This window comes from Sediminicoccus sp. BL-A-41-H5, assembly GCF_050632405.1.
GTDB lineage: Bacteria > Pseudomonadota > Alphaproteobacteria > Acetobacterales > Acetobacteraceae > Roseococcus.
Genome location: NZ_CP192601.1, coordinates 1,293,063 through 1,307,923 on the forward strand (window position 1 = coordinate 1,293,063; position 14,861 = coordinate 1,307,923).

Annotated in this window: 14 protein-coding genes; 8 read left to right on the forward strand and 6 right to left on the reverse strand. The window is 71.0% G+C overall.

Going from position 1 to position 14,861, the window contains the following annotated elements; genetic code table 11:
- Positions 1–10 precede the first annotated feature (10 nt).
- From ACQ860_RS06470 to ACQ860_RS06495, 6 genes are read left to right on the forward strand one after another with little or no spacing between them, the layout of a single operon-like run.
- Positions 11–952, forward strand: coding sequence for an NAD(P)/FAD-dependent oxidoreductase (locus tag ACQ860_RS06470; RefSeq protein ID WP_431302592.1), 942 nt, complete (start codon positions 11–13; stop codon positions 950–952).
- Complete coding sequence (locus ACQ860_RS06475; RefSeq protein ID WP_431302593.1) at positions 949–1,548, forward strand: pyridoxamine 5'-phosphate oxidase family protein; 600 nt, start codon at positions 949–951, stop codon at positions 1,546–1,548. The genes ACQ860_RS06470 and ACQ860_RS06475 overlap by 4 nt, the downstream gene beginning before the upstream one ends.
- A complete protein-coding gene (locus ACQ860_RS06480) occupies positions 1,545–1,844 on the forward strand; it encodes a DUF3253 domain-containing protein (protein ID WP_431302594.1) in 300 nt (99 codons plus the stop codon). Before ACQ860_RS06475 ends, ACQ860_RS06480 begins: the two co-directional genes overlap by 4 nt.
- Positions 1,841–3,064, forward strand: coding sequence for a DUF1499 domain-containing protein (locus ACQ860_RS06485; RefSeq protein ID WP_431302595.1), 1,224 nt, complete (start codon positions 1,841–1,843; stop codon positions 3,062–3,064). The genes ACQ860_RS06480 and ACQ860_RS06485 overlap by 4 nt, the downstream gene beginning before the upstream one ends.
- Positions 3,064–5,244, forward strand: coding sequence for a glycosyltransferase (locus ACQ860_RS06490; RefSeq protein WP_431302596.1), 2,181 nt, complete (start codon positions 3,064–3,066; stop codon positions 5,242–5,244). The genes ACQ860_RS06485 and ACQ860_RS06490 overlap by 1 nt, the downstream gene beginning before the upstream one ends.
- A complete protein-coding gene (locus ACQ860_RS06495; RefSeq protein ID WP_431302597.1) occupies positions 5,241–6,959 on the forward strand; it encodes an ABC transporter ATP-binding protein/permease in 1,719 nt (572 codons plus the stop codon). Before ACQ860_RS06490 ends, ACQ860_RS06495 begins: the two co-directional genes overlap by 4 nt.
- A gap of 1 nt (position 6,960) precedes the next feature.
- Here the strand turns inward: ACQ860_RS06495 and ACQ860_RS06500 are convergent, their stop codons facing one another.
- The 3 genes from ACQ860_RS06500 to ACQ860_RS06510 form a co-directional block, all read right to left on the reverse strand.
- Positions 6,961–7,848, reverse strand: coding sequence for an S-methyl-5'-thioadenosine phosphorylase (locus ACQ860_RS06500; protein ID WP_431302598.1), 888 nt, complete (start codon positions 7,846–7,848; stop codon positions 6,961–6,963).
- 46 nt (positions 7,849–7,894) lie between these two features.
- The gene (locus ACQ860_RS06505) at positions 7,895–9,268 is read right to left on the reverse strand and encodes a dihydroorotase (protein WP_431302599.1); all 1,374 of its coding nucleotides are present in this window, start codon (positions 9,266–9,268) and stop codon (positions 7,895–7,897) included.
- 92 nt (positions 9,269–9,360) lie between these two features.
- Positions 9,361–9,738 carry a hypothetical protein gene (locus ACQ860_RS06510; RefSeq protein ID WP_431302600.1) on the reverse strand — a complete coding sequence of 126 codons (378 nt, stop codon included), beginning with the start codon at positions 9,736–9,738 and terminating at the stop codon, positions 9,361–9,363.
- A gap of 163 nt (positions 9,739–9,901) precedes the next feature.
- Here ACQ860_RS06510 and ACQ860_RS06515 point away from each other — a divergent pair, with 163 nt between their 5' ends.
- The gene (locus ACQ860_RS06515; RefSeq protein ID WP_431302601.1) at positions 9,902–11,023 is read left to right on the forward strand and encodes a bifunctional 2-methylcitrate synthase/citrate synthase; all 1,122 of its coding nucleotides are present in this window, start codon (positions 9,902–9,904) and stop codon (positions 11,021–11,023) included.
- A 583-nt stretch (positions 11,024–11,606) separates the two neighbouring features.
- Positions 11,607–12,182, forward strand: a complete 576-nt coding sequence (locus ACQ860_RS06520) for a hypothetical protein (RefSeq protein ID WP_431302602.1) — start codon at positions 11,607–11,609, stop codon at positions 12,180–12,182.
- A gap of 182 nt (positions 12,183–12,364) precedes the next feature.
- On the opposite strand, the gene ACQ860_RS06525 is transcribed toward ACQ860_RS06520, so the two are convergent.
- From ACQ860_RS06525 to otnK, 3 genes are read right to left on the reverse strand one after another with little or no spacing between them, the layout of a single operon-like run.
- The gene (locus ACQ860_RS06525) at positions 12,365–12,949 is read right to left on the reverse strand and encodes a nitroreductase family protein (protein WP_431302603.1); all 585 of its coding nucleotides are present in this window, start codon (positions 12,947–12,949) and stop codon (positions 12,365–12,367) included.
- Between the two features lie 9 nt (positions 12,950–12,958).
- Positions 12,959–13,585, reverse strand: a complete 627-nt coding sequence (locus tag ACQ860_RS06530) for an aldolase (RefSeq protein ID WP_431302604.1) — start codon at positions 13,583–13,585, stop codon at positions 12,959–12,961.
- On the reverse strand, positions 13,582–14,844 hold the full coding sequence (otnK, locus tag ACQ860_RS06535; RefSeq protein WP_431302605.1) for a 3-oxo-tetronate kinase: 1,263 nt from the start codon (positions 14,842–14,844) through the stop codon (positions 13,582–13,584). The genes ACQ860_RS06530 and otnK overlap by 4 nt, the downstream gene beginning before the upstream one ends.
- Positions 14,845–14,861: the final 17 nt, after the last annotated feature.

Here is a 14,861-nt window from a genome sequence, read left to right on the forward strand (position 1 = left end):
TGATGCGGGGATGCTTCCCATCGCCGTCCTCGGCGCCGGCCTTGCCGGCCTCTCCGCCGCCCAAGCCCTGACCGCCGCGGGGCGCGCGGTCCGGCTCTTCGACAAGGGCCGCGCCGCTGGCGGGCGGCTCGCCACGCGCCGGATCGAGCATGCGGGGCAAAGCCACCGCTTCGACCACGGGGCGCAATATCTGCGGGCCGAACACGCGGGTTTCGCGGCCCTGCTGGAGGCGGGCGGCACGCAGCCCTGGCCCGATGCCAAGCGGCGCGTGCCGGTGCCCGGCATGTCCGCCCTGGGGCGGCATCTGGCCGAAGGGCTCGATATCCAGACCGGGCGACATGCCGGCGCGCTGCATCGCACGGAGGAGGGCTGGATGGTGGCGCATTGGGAGGCGGCCCTGGTCCGCCCCGGCAAGCCACTGCCCGGCACGCCGCCCGACATGGCCGGCCCGTTTTCCGCCGTGCTCGTCACCTTCCCGGCCGAGCAGGCGCGCGCCATCCTGCCGCCCGAACTGGCCAAGCCGTTGGCCGCCGTCGAATACGCGCCCTGCTGGACGGTGATGGCCGGCTTCGCGCGCAAGCTCGATCTGCCGGACACGCTGCGCTACCACGGCCCCATCGGCTGGGCGGCGCGGGACAGCGCCAAGCCCGGCCGCGACGCCACGCAGGAGAACTGGGTGATCCAGGCCGGACCAGAATTCAGCCGCGAATTCCTCGAAGCCCCGGCCGATCAGGTGATCGCCGCCCTGCTGGCGGCGCTGCCCGCGCCGCCGCCGCTTTTCGCCGTGGCCCATCGCTGGCGCTATTCGCTGCTGGAGGTGGCGCTGGGCCAGCCCTGCCTCTGGGATGCCTCCCTCGGCCTCGGCTATGCCTCGGATGGATGCCTCGCCGGCCGCGCGGAATCCGCCTGGGAAAGCGGGCAGGCCCTGGCCGCACGGGTGCTCGGCGCATGAGTGCCCGCGCCCAGCCCGCGCCCCGCCCCGCCCATGCCGATGACCTCGGCGCCGTGCGCGAGGCCGCCTTCGCCCTGCTGGCCGAGGGCGTCACCAACCGCCGCAGCCCGATCCATACGCCCACACTCGCCAGCATCGGCCTGGACGGCACGCCGCGCGCCCGCACCCTGGTGCTGCGCGGCTTCGACGCGGGCACGCGCACGCTGCGCCTGCACAGCGACCGGCGCAGCGAGAAATTCGCGGAGCTGACGCGCGACCCGCGCTGCGCGCTGCACGCCTATGACCCCGTGGCGCAGGTGCAGATCCGCCTCGAGGGCATCGCCTCGCTCCATGTGGATGATGAGGTGGCGGAAGCCGCCTGGCAGGCCAGCCGCAGCTTCAGCCGGATGTGCTACGCGATCGAACCCGGGCCGGGCACGGTGGTGCAGGCCCCCCTGCCCGCGCCGCAGGATGCGGTCGGCGGCCGCGCGCATTTCGGCACCATCCTGCTGCACGCGCACGCGATGGAATGGCTCTGGCTCGCCGCCGAGGGGCATCGCCGGGCGCGGCTCGAATGGCTGCCGGGCGGCGAGCGCGCCACCTGGCTCGTGCCATGAGCCGCCACACGCCAGGACCCGAGGCCATCGAGGCGGAGATGCTGCGCCGCCTGGATGCGACGGCGAAATCCATCTGCCCCTCCGAGGTCGCGCGCGGGCTGGAGCCCGAGAACTGGCGCCCGCTCATGCACCTGGTGCGCCAGGCCGCCGCGCGGCTTTCGGTGGCGGGCGAGGTGGAGATCCTGCGCAAGGGCAAGCCCATCCCGCCCGAGGCCATGCACGGCGTGATCCGCCTGCGCCGGAAGCGGCCCCCCGCCGGCGGAGCCGGCCAAGGGCCAGCCGAAGGCGAAGCGTGAGCGGCTTCGCCGCGCTGCTGGGGCAGGGCCCGAAGGGGCTGGAGGCGCCGAGCCCGGTCGAATTCGCTTCCCTTGTGCCGCCGCCCTCGCCCAACACCTGCCTCGCCGCGCCGCCCTCGCACCCCGGGCCGAAGCAGGTGGTGGCGCCGGTCCTGGCGGGCACGCCGGAGGCGGTGTTCGAGCGCCTGCTCACCCTCGCCCGCGGCTTCCCGCGCACCTGGCAGCTGGCCGCCTGGCCCGAGCGGCGGCAGGCGCAATGGGTGGAGCGCTCGGCGCTGAACTTCCCCGACATCATCGTGGCCGAATGCGTGGCGACGCCGGAGGGAAGCAGCCTTTTCCTCTATTCGCGCAGCCTGCTGGGCTATTCCGATTTCGGAGCGAACCGCAAGCGCGTCGAACGCTGGCTCGCCGCGCTCGCCGCCCTGCCGGCCGAGCCCGCGCCCGCGCCGCCGCCCGCGCCGCCGAGCCGTTTCGCCCGGCGCGCCACGGAGGCCGCGCAGGGCCAGCGCGTGCTGCTCGCCTGGAATGACGCGCGCGAGACGCCGGAGATCGCGCTGGGCGCGCTGGCCGCCGGCGCCGCCGCGGTCCAGGTGTTCAGCGCGAGCCGCCCCGACCAGGCCGATGCGCTGCTGCTGGAGGCCGGCGAGCGGCTTGGCCTGGCCGCCGAGGCCGAGGCGATGGTCGAAGCCCGCGCCGCCGCGCGCGACCCCCTGCCGCCCCCGCTGCATGCCGACCCCGGCGCCTGGCGCGCCTGGTGGATGCGCGGCTCGCTCGACGCGCCCGATCTCCGCGAACGCCTGCCGGATATGGACCTGGTGCTGGACGGCGAGGATCTGGCGCGCCTCGATGGGGACCCGCCGCGCCGCCTGATGGGCCTGCGCGCGACGGGCGCCACGCGGCTCATCCTGCGCGGCAGCGTGGTGCCCATGACGGAGGAACTGGCGGCACTTGGTTTCGACCTCTGGCATGCGGGCGAGCTGGACGCGGCGCGCGCCGCGGCGCTCGATGCGGCGCTGAGGGCAGAGGGCGTCACCCTGCCGCAATTCGCGGCCTTCCCCGGGCGGCTGACGCGCGAGGCGGCTGAGGCCGCGCATCTCGCCGCACCCTGGTGGTGGTTCATCAGCGAGGCCGCGCTGGAGGAGATGCTGACCGAGGCCGGCTGGCGCCTCCAGGCGCGCGAGCGGGACGGCATCGCGCTGATCGTCACGGCGGTGGCCTGATGCGCATCTGCCTGCTGACGCTGGATTTCGTGGGCCCCATCCGCAATGGCGGCATGGGCACGGCCTTCCTGGCGCTGGCCGAGACGCTGGTGGCCGCCGGGCATCACGTCACCATCTGCTACCCCTCCGCCTACACGGAGAATGAACCCGTCACGCGCTGGCGGCGGCATTATGCGAAGCGTGGCATTGATTTCGTCTCGCTCTTCCTGGAGGGCGGCGAGGCGGAGCTCTCGCTCGGCGCCTATCACTGGCTGAAGACGCGCGACTTCGACGCGATCCATTTCCACGAGATGCGCGGCATCGGCTACTGGATCACGGTGGCCAAGCGCTGCGGCCTCGCTTTCCAGCGGACGCGCCTGATCTGCCAGATCCATAGCCCGACCTTCTGGCACTTCGCGCATTCCGCCCAGTTCATCACCCATAGCGGCGAGCTGGAGACCGACTGGATGGAGCGGCGCAGCGCGGAGGGGGCGGATTTCGTCACCGCGCCCTCCCGCTACATCCTCGAGCAGGTGGCGGAGATGGGCTGGAAGCTGCCTGAGGCGCAGGTCATGCCCAATCTGCTGCCGGCGAGCTTCCTCGGCCGCGCCGCGACCGGGTTCACGCCCCGCCCGGTGACGGAGCTGGTCTTCTTCGGCCGGCTGGAGGAGCGCAAGGGCCTCGGCCTCTTCTGCGAGGCGGTGACGCGGCTGGTCCGCGCCGGGCAGGCGCCGGCGCGCGTCACCTTCCTCGGCAAGGTGGGGCACATGGCGGGCGTGCACGCCCTGGCCTGGATCGGCGCCGCGGCCGGGGCCTGGCCCATGCCCTGGACGGTGGTGAACGATCTCGATCCGCATGAGGCGCGCGAATACCTGGCCGCACCCGGGCGGCTCGCCGTCATCGCCTCGCGGATGGAGAACGCGCCCTATGTGGTGCTGGAATGCCTGGCGGCGGGGCTGCCCTTCCTGGCGCCCGATGTCGGCGGCATCGGCGAGCTGGTGGCGGACGAGGATCGCGCCCGGCTGCTCTATCCGCGCAACCCGGCCGCGCTGGCGGATGCGCTGGGGCGCGCGCTGAGCGAGGGTGCTGCCTCCGGCCGCGCGGCCATCGTGCCCGAGGCGGCGGCGCGGCTCTGGCTCGACTGGCATGCGGCGCTGGCGCCGCTGCCCGCACCGCCGGTGCTGCAGGGGCATCCGCTCGTCTCGGTCTGCATGGCGGCCTTCAACCGGCACGGGCCGTTGGCCCACGCCATCGCCTCGATCGAGGCGCAGGATTATCCCAACCTCGAACTCGTCCTGGTGGATGACGCGAGCACGGACGCCGCCGCCCGGCGCTTCCATGAGGCGCTGGCGTCCCGCTTCGCCGCGCGCGGCTGGACGCTGCTGCGCAACGCGGAGAATTCCTGGCAGGGCATCACGCGCCACCGCGCGGTGGAGGCGGCGCGGGGCGAGTTCCTGCTCTTCATGGATGACGACAACGCCGCCTGGCCGGATGAGGTCTCGACCTTCGTCACCGCCGCCCGCCGCTCGGGCGCCGATGTGCTGACCTGCCAGATGCAGTCCTTCCGGGGTGCGGGCGCGCCGCCGCGCCACCGCAGCGCGCGGCCCATCGGCTGGATCCCGACCGGGCCCAATTCCGCGCTCGGCGTGTTCCGCAACGGCATGGGCGACGCCAACATGTTCATGCGCCGCACGGCGTGGGACCGCATGGGCGGCTTCACGCTCGACCGCGCCTATTTCGAGGATTGGGAGTTCCTGCAGGCGGCGGCACTCGCCGGCCTGCACCTCGAATGCCTGCCCGAGATCCTCTACTGCTACCGCATCTGGGAAGGCGCGCAGACGGCCGCGCATGACCCGGATTTCCTCTATCGCAGCTATGCGCGCGCGATGCGCCCCGCACTCGCCGCCCTGCCCGAGGCGCTGCGCCCGGCCATGCGCCTGGCCCTCGAGCGCGAGCTGGCTGGCATGCAGGCGCGGCGCGAGGCCTATTGGCAGCACGCGCCCCACGTCACCGAGGCGGAGGGCGAGGTGGCGCGCCTGCCGCCCAACAGCGCCGAGGCGATGCTGGCCGCCGCCCGCCTTGCGCTGGGTCAGGAACAGCCGGCCAGCGCGCGGCTGCTGGTGGCCCAGGCGCTCCGCATCGCGCCCGGCCATCCGGGCGCGCTCGATCTTCTCTCCCGCATTCCGGAGCCCCCCGCATGACGGCCATCCGCGAGGCCCTCTCGCTCGCCCTGCCCTATTGGCGGAGCGAGGAACGCTGGGCCGCGCGCGGCCTGCTCGCCGTGGTGGTGGGACTGAACCTCGCGCTGGTCGCGATGTCGGTCCTGCTCTCCTACTGGAACCGGGAGTTCTTCAACGCGCTGGAGGCGCGGGACGCGGCGGCCTTCTCCGCCCTGCTCTTCAGCTGGAAGGACACCGAGAGCGGGCTGATGCCCGGCTTCGTCTGGATCGCGACCGCCTATATCCTCATCGCGGTCTACGCCATCTACCTGCGCCAGGCGCTGCAGATCCGCTGGCGCCGCTGGACGACGGAGACGCTGCTGGCCGGCTGGCTCACCGACCGCGCCTATTACCGCATGGCGCTGACGAGCTACGGCACGGACAACCCGGACCAGCGGCTTTCCGAGGATGCCCGCCTCTTCGTGGATGAGACCCTCGCCCTGGGGCTGGGCCTGATGCGCAGCGTGGTGACGCTCTTCTCCTTCCTGCTGGTGCTCTGGGCGCTTTCGGGGCCGGCGGTGATCCTGGGCATCACCATCCCTGGCTACATGGTCTGGGTCGCCATCCTCTATGCGGCGCTCGGCACCTGGCTGGCGCATCTGATCGGGCGGCGGCTGACGCGGCTGAACTTCAACCAGCAGAAGGTGGAGGCGGATTTCCGCTATGCGCTGGTGCGCTTCCGCGACAGCACGGAAGGGGTGGCGCTGCATCGCGGCGAGGCGGAGGAGCGCGGCGCGCTCGTCACCCGCTTCCGCGCGCTGATGGAGAATTTCTGGGCGCTGATGGTGGCGACCAAGCGCCTCACCTTCTTCACCGCGGGCTACACCCAGGTGGCGACGGTGTTTCCCTTCGTCGTGGCGGCCCCCGCCTTCTTCGCCGGCCGCATCCCGCTGGGCGGCCTGACCCAGACGGCGCAGGCCTTCGGCGAGGTGCAGGGCGCGCTCTCCTGGATCGTGGACAACTACGCGGCGCTGACCGAGTGGCGCGCGACGGTGACGCGCCTCACCGGCTTCCGTGACGCGCTGGACGCCGCGCGCCTCGCCGCGCGCGAGGGCGAGGGCCTGCGCGCTGGGACGGGCGCGCCCGGCCGCATCCGGCTGGAGGGGCTGAAGCTGCGCCTGCCCGATGGGCGCGTGCTGCTGGAGGACGTCGCGCTGGAACTCCGCGCGGGCGAGCGCGTGCTGCTGACCGGCGCGTCCGGCAGCGGGAAATCCACCCTGTTCCGCGCTCTGGCCGGCATCTGGCCCTTCGGCCATGGGCGGCTGGAAACCCCGCCGGGCGAGCGCGCGCTGTTCCTGCCGCAGCGGCCCTATCTGCCGCTCGGCTCGCTGCGCCGCGTGCTCTGCTACCCCGCCGCCGCTGATGCCTTCAGCGATGCGGAAATCCTGGCGGCGCTGGAGGATGCGGGGCTGTCACACCTCGCGCCCAAGCTCGATCTGGAGGAGGCGTGGTCGCAACTCCTCTCGGGCGGCGAGCAGCAGCGCGTGGCGCTGGCCCGCGCTTTGCTGTTCAAGCCCGACTGGCTCTTCCTGGACGAGGCCACGGCCAGCCTGGACCCGGCCGGCGAGCGGCGGCTCTACGAGGTGCTGGCCGAACGCCTGCCGGGGGCGATGATCTTCTCCATCGCGCATCGTCCGGCCGTGGCCGAATACCACAGCCGGCACATCCGCTTCAGCGACGGTGCGCTGGTGGAGTAGGTCAGGCGGGGCGGAGAACCCGCCCGGCGACGGCGTCGAGCTTGGCCAGCATCCGCGGGTCGCGCATCTCGGGCGCCGTGATCAGCGCATGGTCCAGGGCGCGGTCGCAGCCCGCCTCGCAGGGGCCACGTGGGGCGCCGATGCGCGGGATCAGCGCCTTGACCAGGGCGCGGGCCTTGTCGGCGTTCGAGAACAGCACCTTCACCACCTGGTCCACCGTCACATGGTCATGGTCCGGGTGCCAGCAGTCGAAATCCGTCACCATGGCGACGGAGGCGTAGCAAAGCTCCGCCTCGCGGGCGAGCTTGGCCTCGGGCATGTTGGTCATGCCGATCACGTCGCAGCCCCATTGGCGATAGAGCAGGCTCTCGGCCTTGGTGCTGAACTGCGGGCCTTCCATGACAAGGTAGGTGCCGCCCTTGGTCATGGGCAGGTCGAGCTCCTTGCCCGCCTCGGCGATGGCGTCCGAGAGGCGCGGGCAGGTCGGGTGCGCCACGCTCACATGGGCGACGCAGCCCGGGCCGAAGAAGGATTTTTCCCGCGCGAAGGTGCGGTCGATGAACTGGTCCACGATCACGAAATGGCCCGGCGGATATTGCGGCTGCAGCGAACCCACCGCCGAGAGCGAGATCACGTCGGTGACGCCGCTGCGCTTCAGCGCGTCGATATTGGCGCGGAAGTTCAGCGCGGAGGGCGGGTTGGGATGGCCGCGGCCATGGCGCGGCAGGAAGACGCAGCGCACCCCGGCCAGCGTGCCAAAGAGCAGCTGGTCCGAGGGCGAGCCCCAGGGGGTGGGCACATGCCGCCACTCGCGGTCCTGCAGGCCGTCGATGTCATAGAGGCCCGAACCGCCGATCAGGCCGATGACGGGGGTGATGCTGGCGGACATGGGCGGGCGCTCCGGATGGTGACGCCACGTCCATACCGGCGCCCGCCTAGCCCGTGAAGGTCTCCCCGTGCTGGCGCGGCACGAAGCGGCCGGTGCCCGGGCGGGCCAGCACCTGCTTGCCGTCCCAGATGCAATGGCCGCGCAGGAAGGTGCCGGCGACCCGCGCCTTCATCGCCATGCCGTCATAGGGCGACCACTTGGCGTCCTCGCGGTCCTGGATGTCGCGGGCGTCGAAAGTGAACTCGCCCTCCTCCATCACCAGGAGGTCGGCGTCGCAGCCGATGCGGATGGCGCCCTTCCTGGGAAACAGGCCATGGAACTTCGCCGGCCGCTCGGCGCAGAGACTCGCCATCAGGCTGAGCGGCAGGCCGCGCTGGCGCAGCAGCGTGAACATGAGCGGCGCGAAGCTCTGCAGGCCGGTCAGCCCCGCGCCGCAGGCGAAGATGTCGCCCGTGTATTCCTTGCGGCTCTTCGGCCAGGGCGCGTGGTCGGTCGAGACATAGGCGACCTTGCCTTCCGCGATGCTGCCCCAGATGCGCTCCACCTCATCGGCCGTGCGGAAGGGCGGGTTGCACTTGCCGAAGCCCTGGAGGCGGACCAGGTCCTCCTCCGTCATGCAGAGGTACTGGATGCAGGCCTCGCCCGAGGTCTTGCCACCCTGCTTGCGGAAGATCTCGGCGAGGTCGAAGCCGCGGGCCAGGCTCGAATGGGCGATATGGACATGGGCGCCGGTCTCCAGCGCCATCTCGAAGATGGCGAGGTCAGCCATGGTCTCGCAGAGCGGCGGGCGGGTGCGGGCATGCATGATCGGGTCGGTGCGGCCGGTGGCCTTGGCGGCGGCGATGGCGCCTTCCACAATCTCCTGGTCCTCATTGTGGATGCCCACCATGAGGCCGGTCTTTGCGATCTCGGCGAAGGCCTCGACCATCATGGTGTTGTTGATGCGCGGGAAGCGCACCGCGTCATATTCATAGGTGGAGAGCTTGAAGGAGCAGACGCCCGCATTGGCGAGGCCCGCGATCTCCTCCACGCCGCCATCCTTCCGGATGGTGCCATAGAGCGCCATGTCCACATGGGAGGTGGCGTTCACCACCTGGATCTTCTCGGCGAGGATGCCGGCATCGGTCACCGGGCGCGGCACGTCATAGGGCATGTCCACGCAGGTGGTGACACCGCCGGCCGCGGCGGACATGGAGGCGCCCTCGATTCCCGGCCAGCCGGTGCTGCTGCTGGTGTGCATGTGGCCATCCACGAGGCCGGGGAAAACCAGCTTGCCGCGATGGTCCACCACCTCGGACGCGGCGGGCGGGCTGCCCTGGCCGATGGCGGCGATCACACCGCCGCTGACGGCGACATAGCCGTTTTCCAGAATCCCATCCGCCAGCACCAGGCTGCCGCGCACCACCAGATCGAAGGCCATTCTCGCGTCTTCCTCAACCTTGCCGCGATCAAGAGGATGCGGCCCGGTGCAAGGCTAGGCGGGTGCGGGGCGCGCGCCAACCCGTTTCAGGCTCAGAGCGGCGTGCAGGTCACCCGCAGGCCATTCCGCAAATCGCTTTCGGAGAGGGCCGGGCCGTTGCGTTGGCCCAGCGACACCCGGGTCTGCACGCCCGCGGGCAGATCGGGCGCGAGGGAGACGAGCGGCGCGTTCGGCGCGGTGAACAGGACATTGACGAAGCGCATCGGCCGGGCGGCGGTGAGTGTGACCACATACTCGAAGACCAGCGACGGCGTCTCGAGCTTCCCCGCCACGATCCGCGTCTCGAAGCCGCCCAAGGTGATGAAGCCAGGGCGGATGCAGTCGGGCGGGGGAGGCGCGAACTGCGCCTTCGCCGGCAAGGCCAGGACCAGGCCGAGGGCAAGGCTGAGGGCGGGGATGGAGCGATGCACGCGCTGATCCTTCCGAATGGCCCGGCAAGCATGCCCTGGCGGGAAGCTTCCTGAAAGCGCATCGCGCCGATGGCCGCGATCGGCCCGGCCCATGGACAGGAGCGCAAGCGCGCTTAAGCTGCGGTGCACAAGAAACCAACCAGCGCACGACATGAGGAATGCCATGGCTGAACAGATCGAAGTCCGCAAAGGGCTGGTCGGCGTCTATGCCGATGAATCCAGCGTCTCGAAGGTGATGCCCGAGACCAACAGCCTGACCTATCGCGGCTATGCCGTGCAGGACCTGTGCGAGAACTCCAACTTCATGGACGTCGCCTACCTGCTGTGGAACGGCGAGCTGCCCAGCGCCGCCGAGCGCGCCGCCTTCGCCGAGGCCGAGCGTTTGCAGCGCAGCCTCTCGCCCGAGTTGATGCGCGTGCTGGCCGAATTCCCGAAGGAGGCGCATCCGATGGATGCGATCCGGACCGCCGTTTCCTTCATGGGGATGGAGGACCCGGAGACGGCCGACATCAGCGACGCCGCCCAGCGCCGCAAGGCGATCCGCCTGCTGGCGAAGATCCCGACGGCAGTGGCGGCGACGAACCGGCTGAGCAAGGGCTTGGCACCCATCGCACCCGACCCCGCGCTGCCCTTCTGCGAGAACTTCTTCCACATGGTCTTCGGCAAGGTGCCGCAGCCCGAGGTGATCAAGGCCTTCGACGTCTCGATGATCCTCTACGCGGAGCACACCTTCAACGCCTCGACCTTCGCCGCGCGTGTCGTCACCTCCACCATGGCGGACCTGCACGGCGCGATCACGGCGGGCATCGCGGCGCTGAAGGGCCCGCTGCATGGCGGCGCCAATGAGGCGGTGATGCACATGCTGAAGGAGATCCCCTCGCCCGAGGCCGCGGAATCCTGGCTGCGCGACCGCTTCGACCACAAGGCGCTGGTGATGGGCTTCGGCCACCGCGTCTACAAGAACGGCGACAGCCGCGTGCCGACGATGAAGAAATACGCCGAGATCATGGCGGAAGTGGTGGGCGACAAGCGCTGGATGAACACCTCGGCCGTGCTGGCGCGCGTCATGCTGGCGGAGAAGAACATCCACCCCAACCTCGATTTCCCGGCCGGGCCCGCCTACTACCTGATGGGCTTCGACATCCCGATGTTCACGCCGATCTTCGTGTGCAGCCGCATCACCGGCTGGGCCGCGCATGTCTTCGAGCAAGGCGCGGACAACCGGCTGATCCGCCCGCTCTCTCTCTATAACGGCGTGGAGCAGCGGCCGGTTCCCACGCGCTGACGAAAGCGACGAAGCGTTAACGCGAAGGGCCGCCCGAGAGATCGGGCGGCCCTTTTCGCATCGCCGCGATGGCACGCGCGCGATGTGTTCCTCAAGGCGCAGGCGATGCGGTGCGTGATGCGCGCAACGCTGAGCGTGATGCGCGCGCGACGCGCGCTTCAAAAAATCGCGCGACAAAAGCAGAATGTGTTTGACACACAACTCGCGCATTCCGATAGCGTTGCGCACGCACGCATTGACGCGCGATTCGTACCTCGCTCCGACCGCCGCGCATCACGCGAAACACGGAGAGCCAGGCATCGCGATCGCAGAGCAGGGCGAGCGGCGGACGGAAGGGGGAAACCTCGATGAGGTTAGCCGGAACGACATTCCGGCCTCTGCGGGAGGAAGGCGAAAGCCTCCGTCGGGCGATGGGTGATCATGGTGGTCAACCAGGTACCGGGCGGCTGCGCGGATCAGCGCAAGAGATCCTCACGACGATGATCTTCGCCTGTTCGAACTCTCTGCCTTCCGTCGCGGCGCGATGCCGCCGCGGCCAGTAAGTGAACCCAACCCGATGCGCCCCGGCGCAAGGAGACCAGCAATGACCGACACGACCGAAACCCCCGACGTCGCGCCACGCGCGCAAGCCATGGCGGTTGCCGCCGGCGCCCGCCGCACGGCGAAGAAGCCCGCCACCGCGCGCGGCCGCGTCGCCGCCGCCAAGAAGCCGGCCGCCAAGAAGGCTGCGCCCGCGAAGAAGGCCGCGCCCAAGAAGGCCGCCGCAAAGAAGCCGGCTGCCAAGAAGGCCGCCCCCGCGAAGAAGGCCGCGCCCAAGAAGGTCGCCGCAAAGAAGCCGGCTGCCAAGAAGGCCGCCCCCGCGAAGAAGGCCGCGCCCAAGAAGGCCGCCGCAAAGAAGCCGGCTGCCAAGAAGGCCGCCCCCGCGAAGAAGGCCGCGCCCAAGAAGGCCGCCGCAAAGAAGCCGGCTGCCAAGAAGGCCGCCCCCGCGAAGAAGGCCGCGCCCAAGAAGGCCGCCGCAAAGCCCGCCGCCAAGAAGGCCGCTCCCGCGAAGGATCCGAAGCGCGCCGAGGCCGCGAAGAAGGCTGCCGCCACCCGCGCCGCCAAGAAGGCCGCCGCCGCTGCTCCGGCGCCCGCGCCTTCCGAGACGCCGACGACCTGATCTCGCGTTTCGCGTGGTCAAAAAGGAAGGCGCCACCCGGACCGGGTGGCGCCTTTTTTCATGGCCTGAGCGGCGCTGGAGCGCGCCGCCTTCACATCCGTTCACCCCTCACGCTCCAGCGCCTTGGCAAAAGGATGATCCAGCGTTGCGGCGATCCCGCCTCAGCGCATCATGCTCCTGGCTCAGCCCCAGCTGCCGAAGAAGAAGACCTCGCCCGCCGGCTTGCGCACGCGCGGCGCCGTCTCGCGCTGGGCGAGCTGCTCGGGCAGCGCGGAGGCAGGGCCGGGCGTGCCCAGCACCATCGCCGCGATCGGCGCCACGTCTTCCGGGATGTTGAAGGCGGCGCGCGCGGCGGCCGCGTCGAAGCCGGCCATCTGGTGCAGCTGCAAACCCAGCGCCGCGGCCTGGATCGCCATGGCGCTGGTCGCCTGGCCGGCATCATAATGCGCCCAGGGATTGGGCTTGCCGCTGCCGGCCGAGTTCAGCCGCGCGCAGGCCAGCATCAGCACCGGCACCTCGCCGATCCAGCCCTGGTTGAAGGCGACGAGGCAGGCCTTCAGCTTCTCATACGCCTCGGCCTCCACGTTCTTGCGCGCCACCAGGTATTGCCAGGGCTGCTCGTTATAGGCGGAGGCCGCCCAGCGGCCGGCCTCGAGCACGGAGTGCAGCTGCGCATCGCTCACCGGCGTGCCGAGATAGCTGCGCGGGCTCCAGCGCGCCGCGATGGCGGGCAGCACGGGGTGTTCGGTGGGGGCGGTACGATCCATGGAAAATCCTTATCCGAAGGTGTTGAGAAGATCATCCACCTGCGCGGGTGTCAGCAGGCGGGGATTGAGCGTGCGGAGCATGAGGGCGAGGCGCGCGGCCTCCTCCAGCTCCTCGGCCGCATTGACCGCATCGGTCAGCGTGGGGCCGCAGATCACCGGGCCGTGATTGGCGAGCAGCACGGCCTTGGCCGTCTTCGCCGCCGCGTGGATGGCGGGCTCCATCGCCGCGTCACCCGGCCGGTAATAGGGAATGAGGGGCAGCGTCCGGCCGACCCGCATCACGAAATAAGGTGTGAGCGGCGGGATCACCGCCTCCTCCAGGCAGGAGATAGCGGTGGCGTGGGTCGAGTGCAGATGCACGACCGCCCCCGCATCGGGCCGCGCGTCGAGGAAGGCGCGATGGAGGAAGACCTCCTTGGTCGGCTTGTCGCCGCCCACATGCCGCCAGTCGAGGTCGAGCTTGCTGATGCGCGCGGCATCGAGCCGGCCAAGCGAGGAATTGGTCGGCGTCATCAGGTAGCCGTCGGGCAGCCGCACGCTGATGTTGCCGGCGCTGCCCACGCTGAAGCCGCGCGCGAAGAGCGAGGCGCCGAGGCTGACGAGAATCTGGCGCTGGTCTTCCTCGCGCAGGCTCACGAGAAGGCCTTCAGGAAGAAGTCGCGCGCGCCGAAATTGCCGCTCTTCAGCGCAAGGTGCATCCCCTCGGGCGCGGTGGCGCGCGTCGCATGCGTCCAGGGCACGCCGGGGTCGATCTCGGCGCCGATGCGCAGCGCCTCCACGCCGAGGCGCTGCACGACGGCGCCCGAGGTCTCGCCGCCGGCCACGACGAGGCGGCGCACGCCGGCCGCCACGAGGTCGGCCGCGATCCCGGCCATCGCCTCCTCCACCAGGGCGCCCGCCGCGTCACGGCCGAGCTTGGCCTGCAGGGCGGCCACGCGCTCCGGCGTGCCGGAGGCGGCGATGACGATGGGGCGCGCGGCATCGAGCTTGCCGGCCATCCAGTCGCGCGCCTGCTGCACCAGCGCGGTGGCATCGGGTGTCGCCAGCGCATCCAGCTCCAGCGTCGGCACATGGTCGCGCGCGAGGCCGATCTGCCCGAGCGTGGCGCGCGAGCAGGAGCCGGCCACCACGGCGCAAAGCCCGCCCACCTCCGGCAGCGCGCCCGCATCGGCGCGGGCGGGCAGCAGGCCGGCGCGGCGGAAATTCTCCGGCAGGCCCATGGCGATGCCCGATCCGCCGGTGATGAGCGCGTGATTCGCGCAGGCCTCGCCCAGCGCGATGAGGTGCTGGTCGGTGATGGCGTCCGCGATGGCGAAGCGGCGGTTCGCATCGCGCAGCCGTGTCACCTCGGAGCGGATGGCGGCCGCGCCCTGCGCCACCACGGTGAAGGGCAGGAGGCCGACGCCGCCCTCGCATTGGCGGCCCAGCACGCGCACCAGGTTGGCGTCGCGCATCGGCGTCAGCGGGTGGTTCTCCATCCCGCTCTCGTTCAGCAGGTTCGCGCCCACGAAGAGATGGCCCTGATAGATGGTGCGGCCATTGGTCGGGAAGGCGGGGCAGGCGATGGCGAAGCCGCCATCCAGGCGCTTGAGCAGCGCCTCCGCCACCGGGCCGATATTGCCTTCATCCGTGCTGTCGAAGGTGGAACAGTATTTGAAGAGGATCTGCTTCGCCCCGGCGGCCAGCAGCGCCTCGCAGGCGGCCAGCGACTGCGCCACCGCCTGGCCCACCGGGATGGTGCGGGACTTGAGCGCGATGATCACCGCATCCGCCTCGGGCAGGGGGCCGGACGGGACGCCGATCACCTGCACGGCGCGCATGCCCTGGCGGACCAGCGTGCTGGCGAGGTCGGTCGCGCCGGTGAAGTCGTCGGCGATGCAGCCGAGAAGCGGCATGGGAATCTCCATCAATC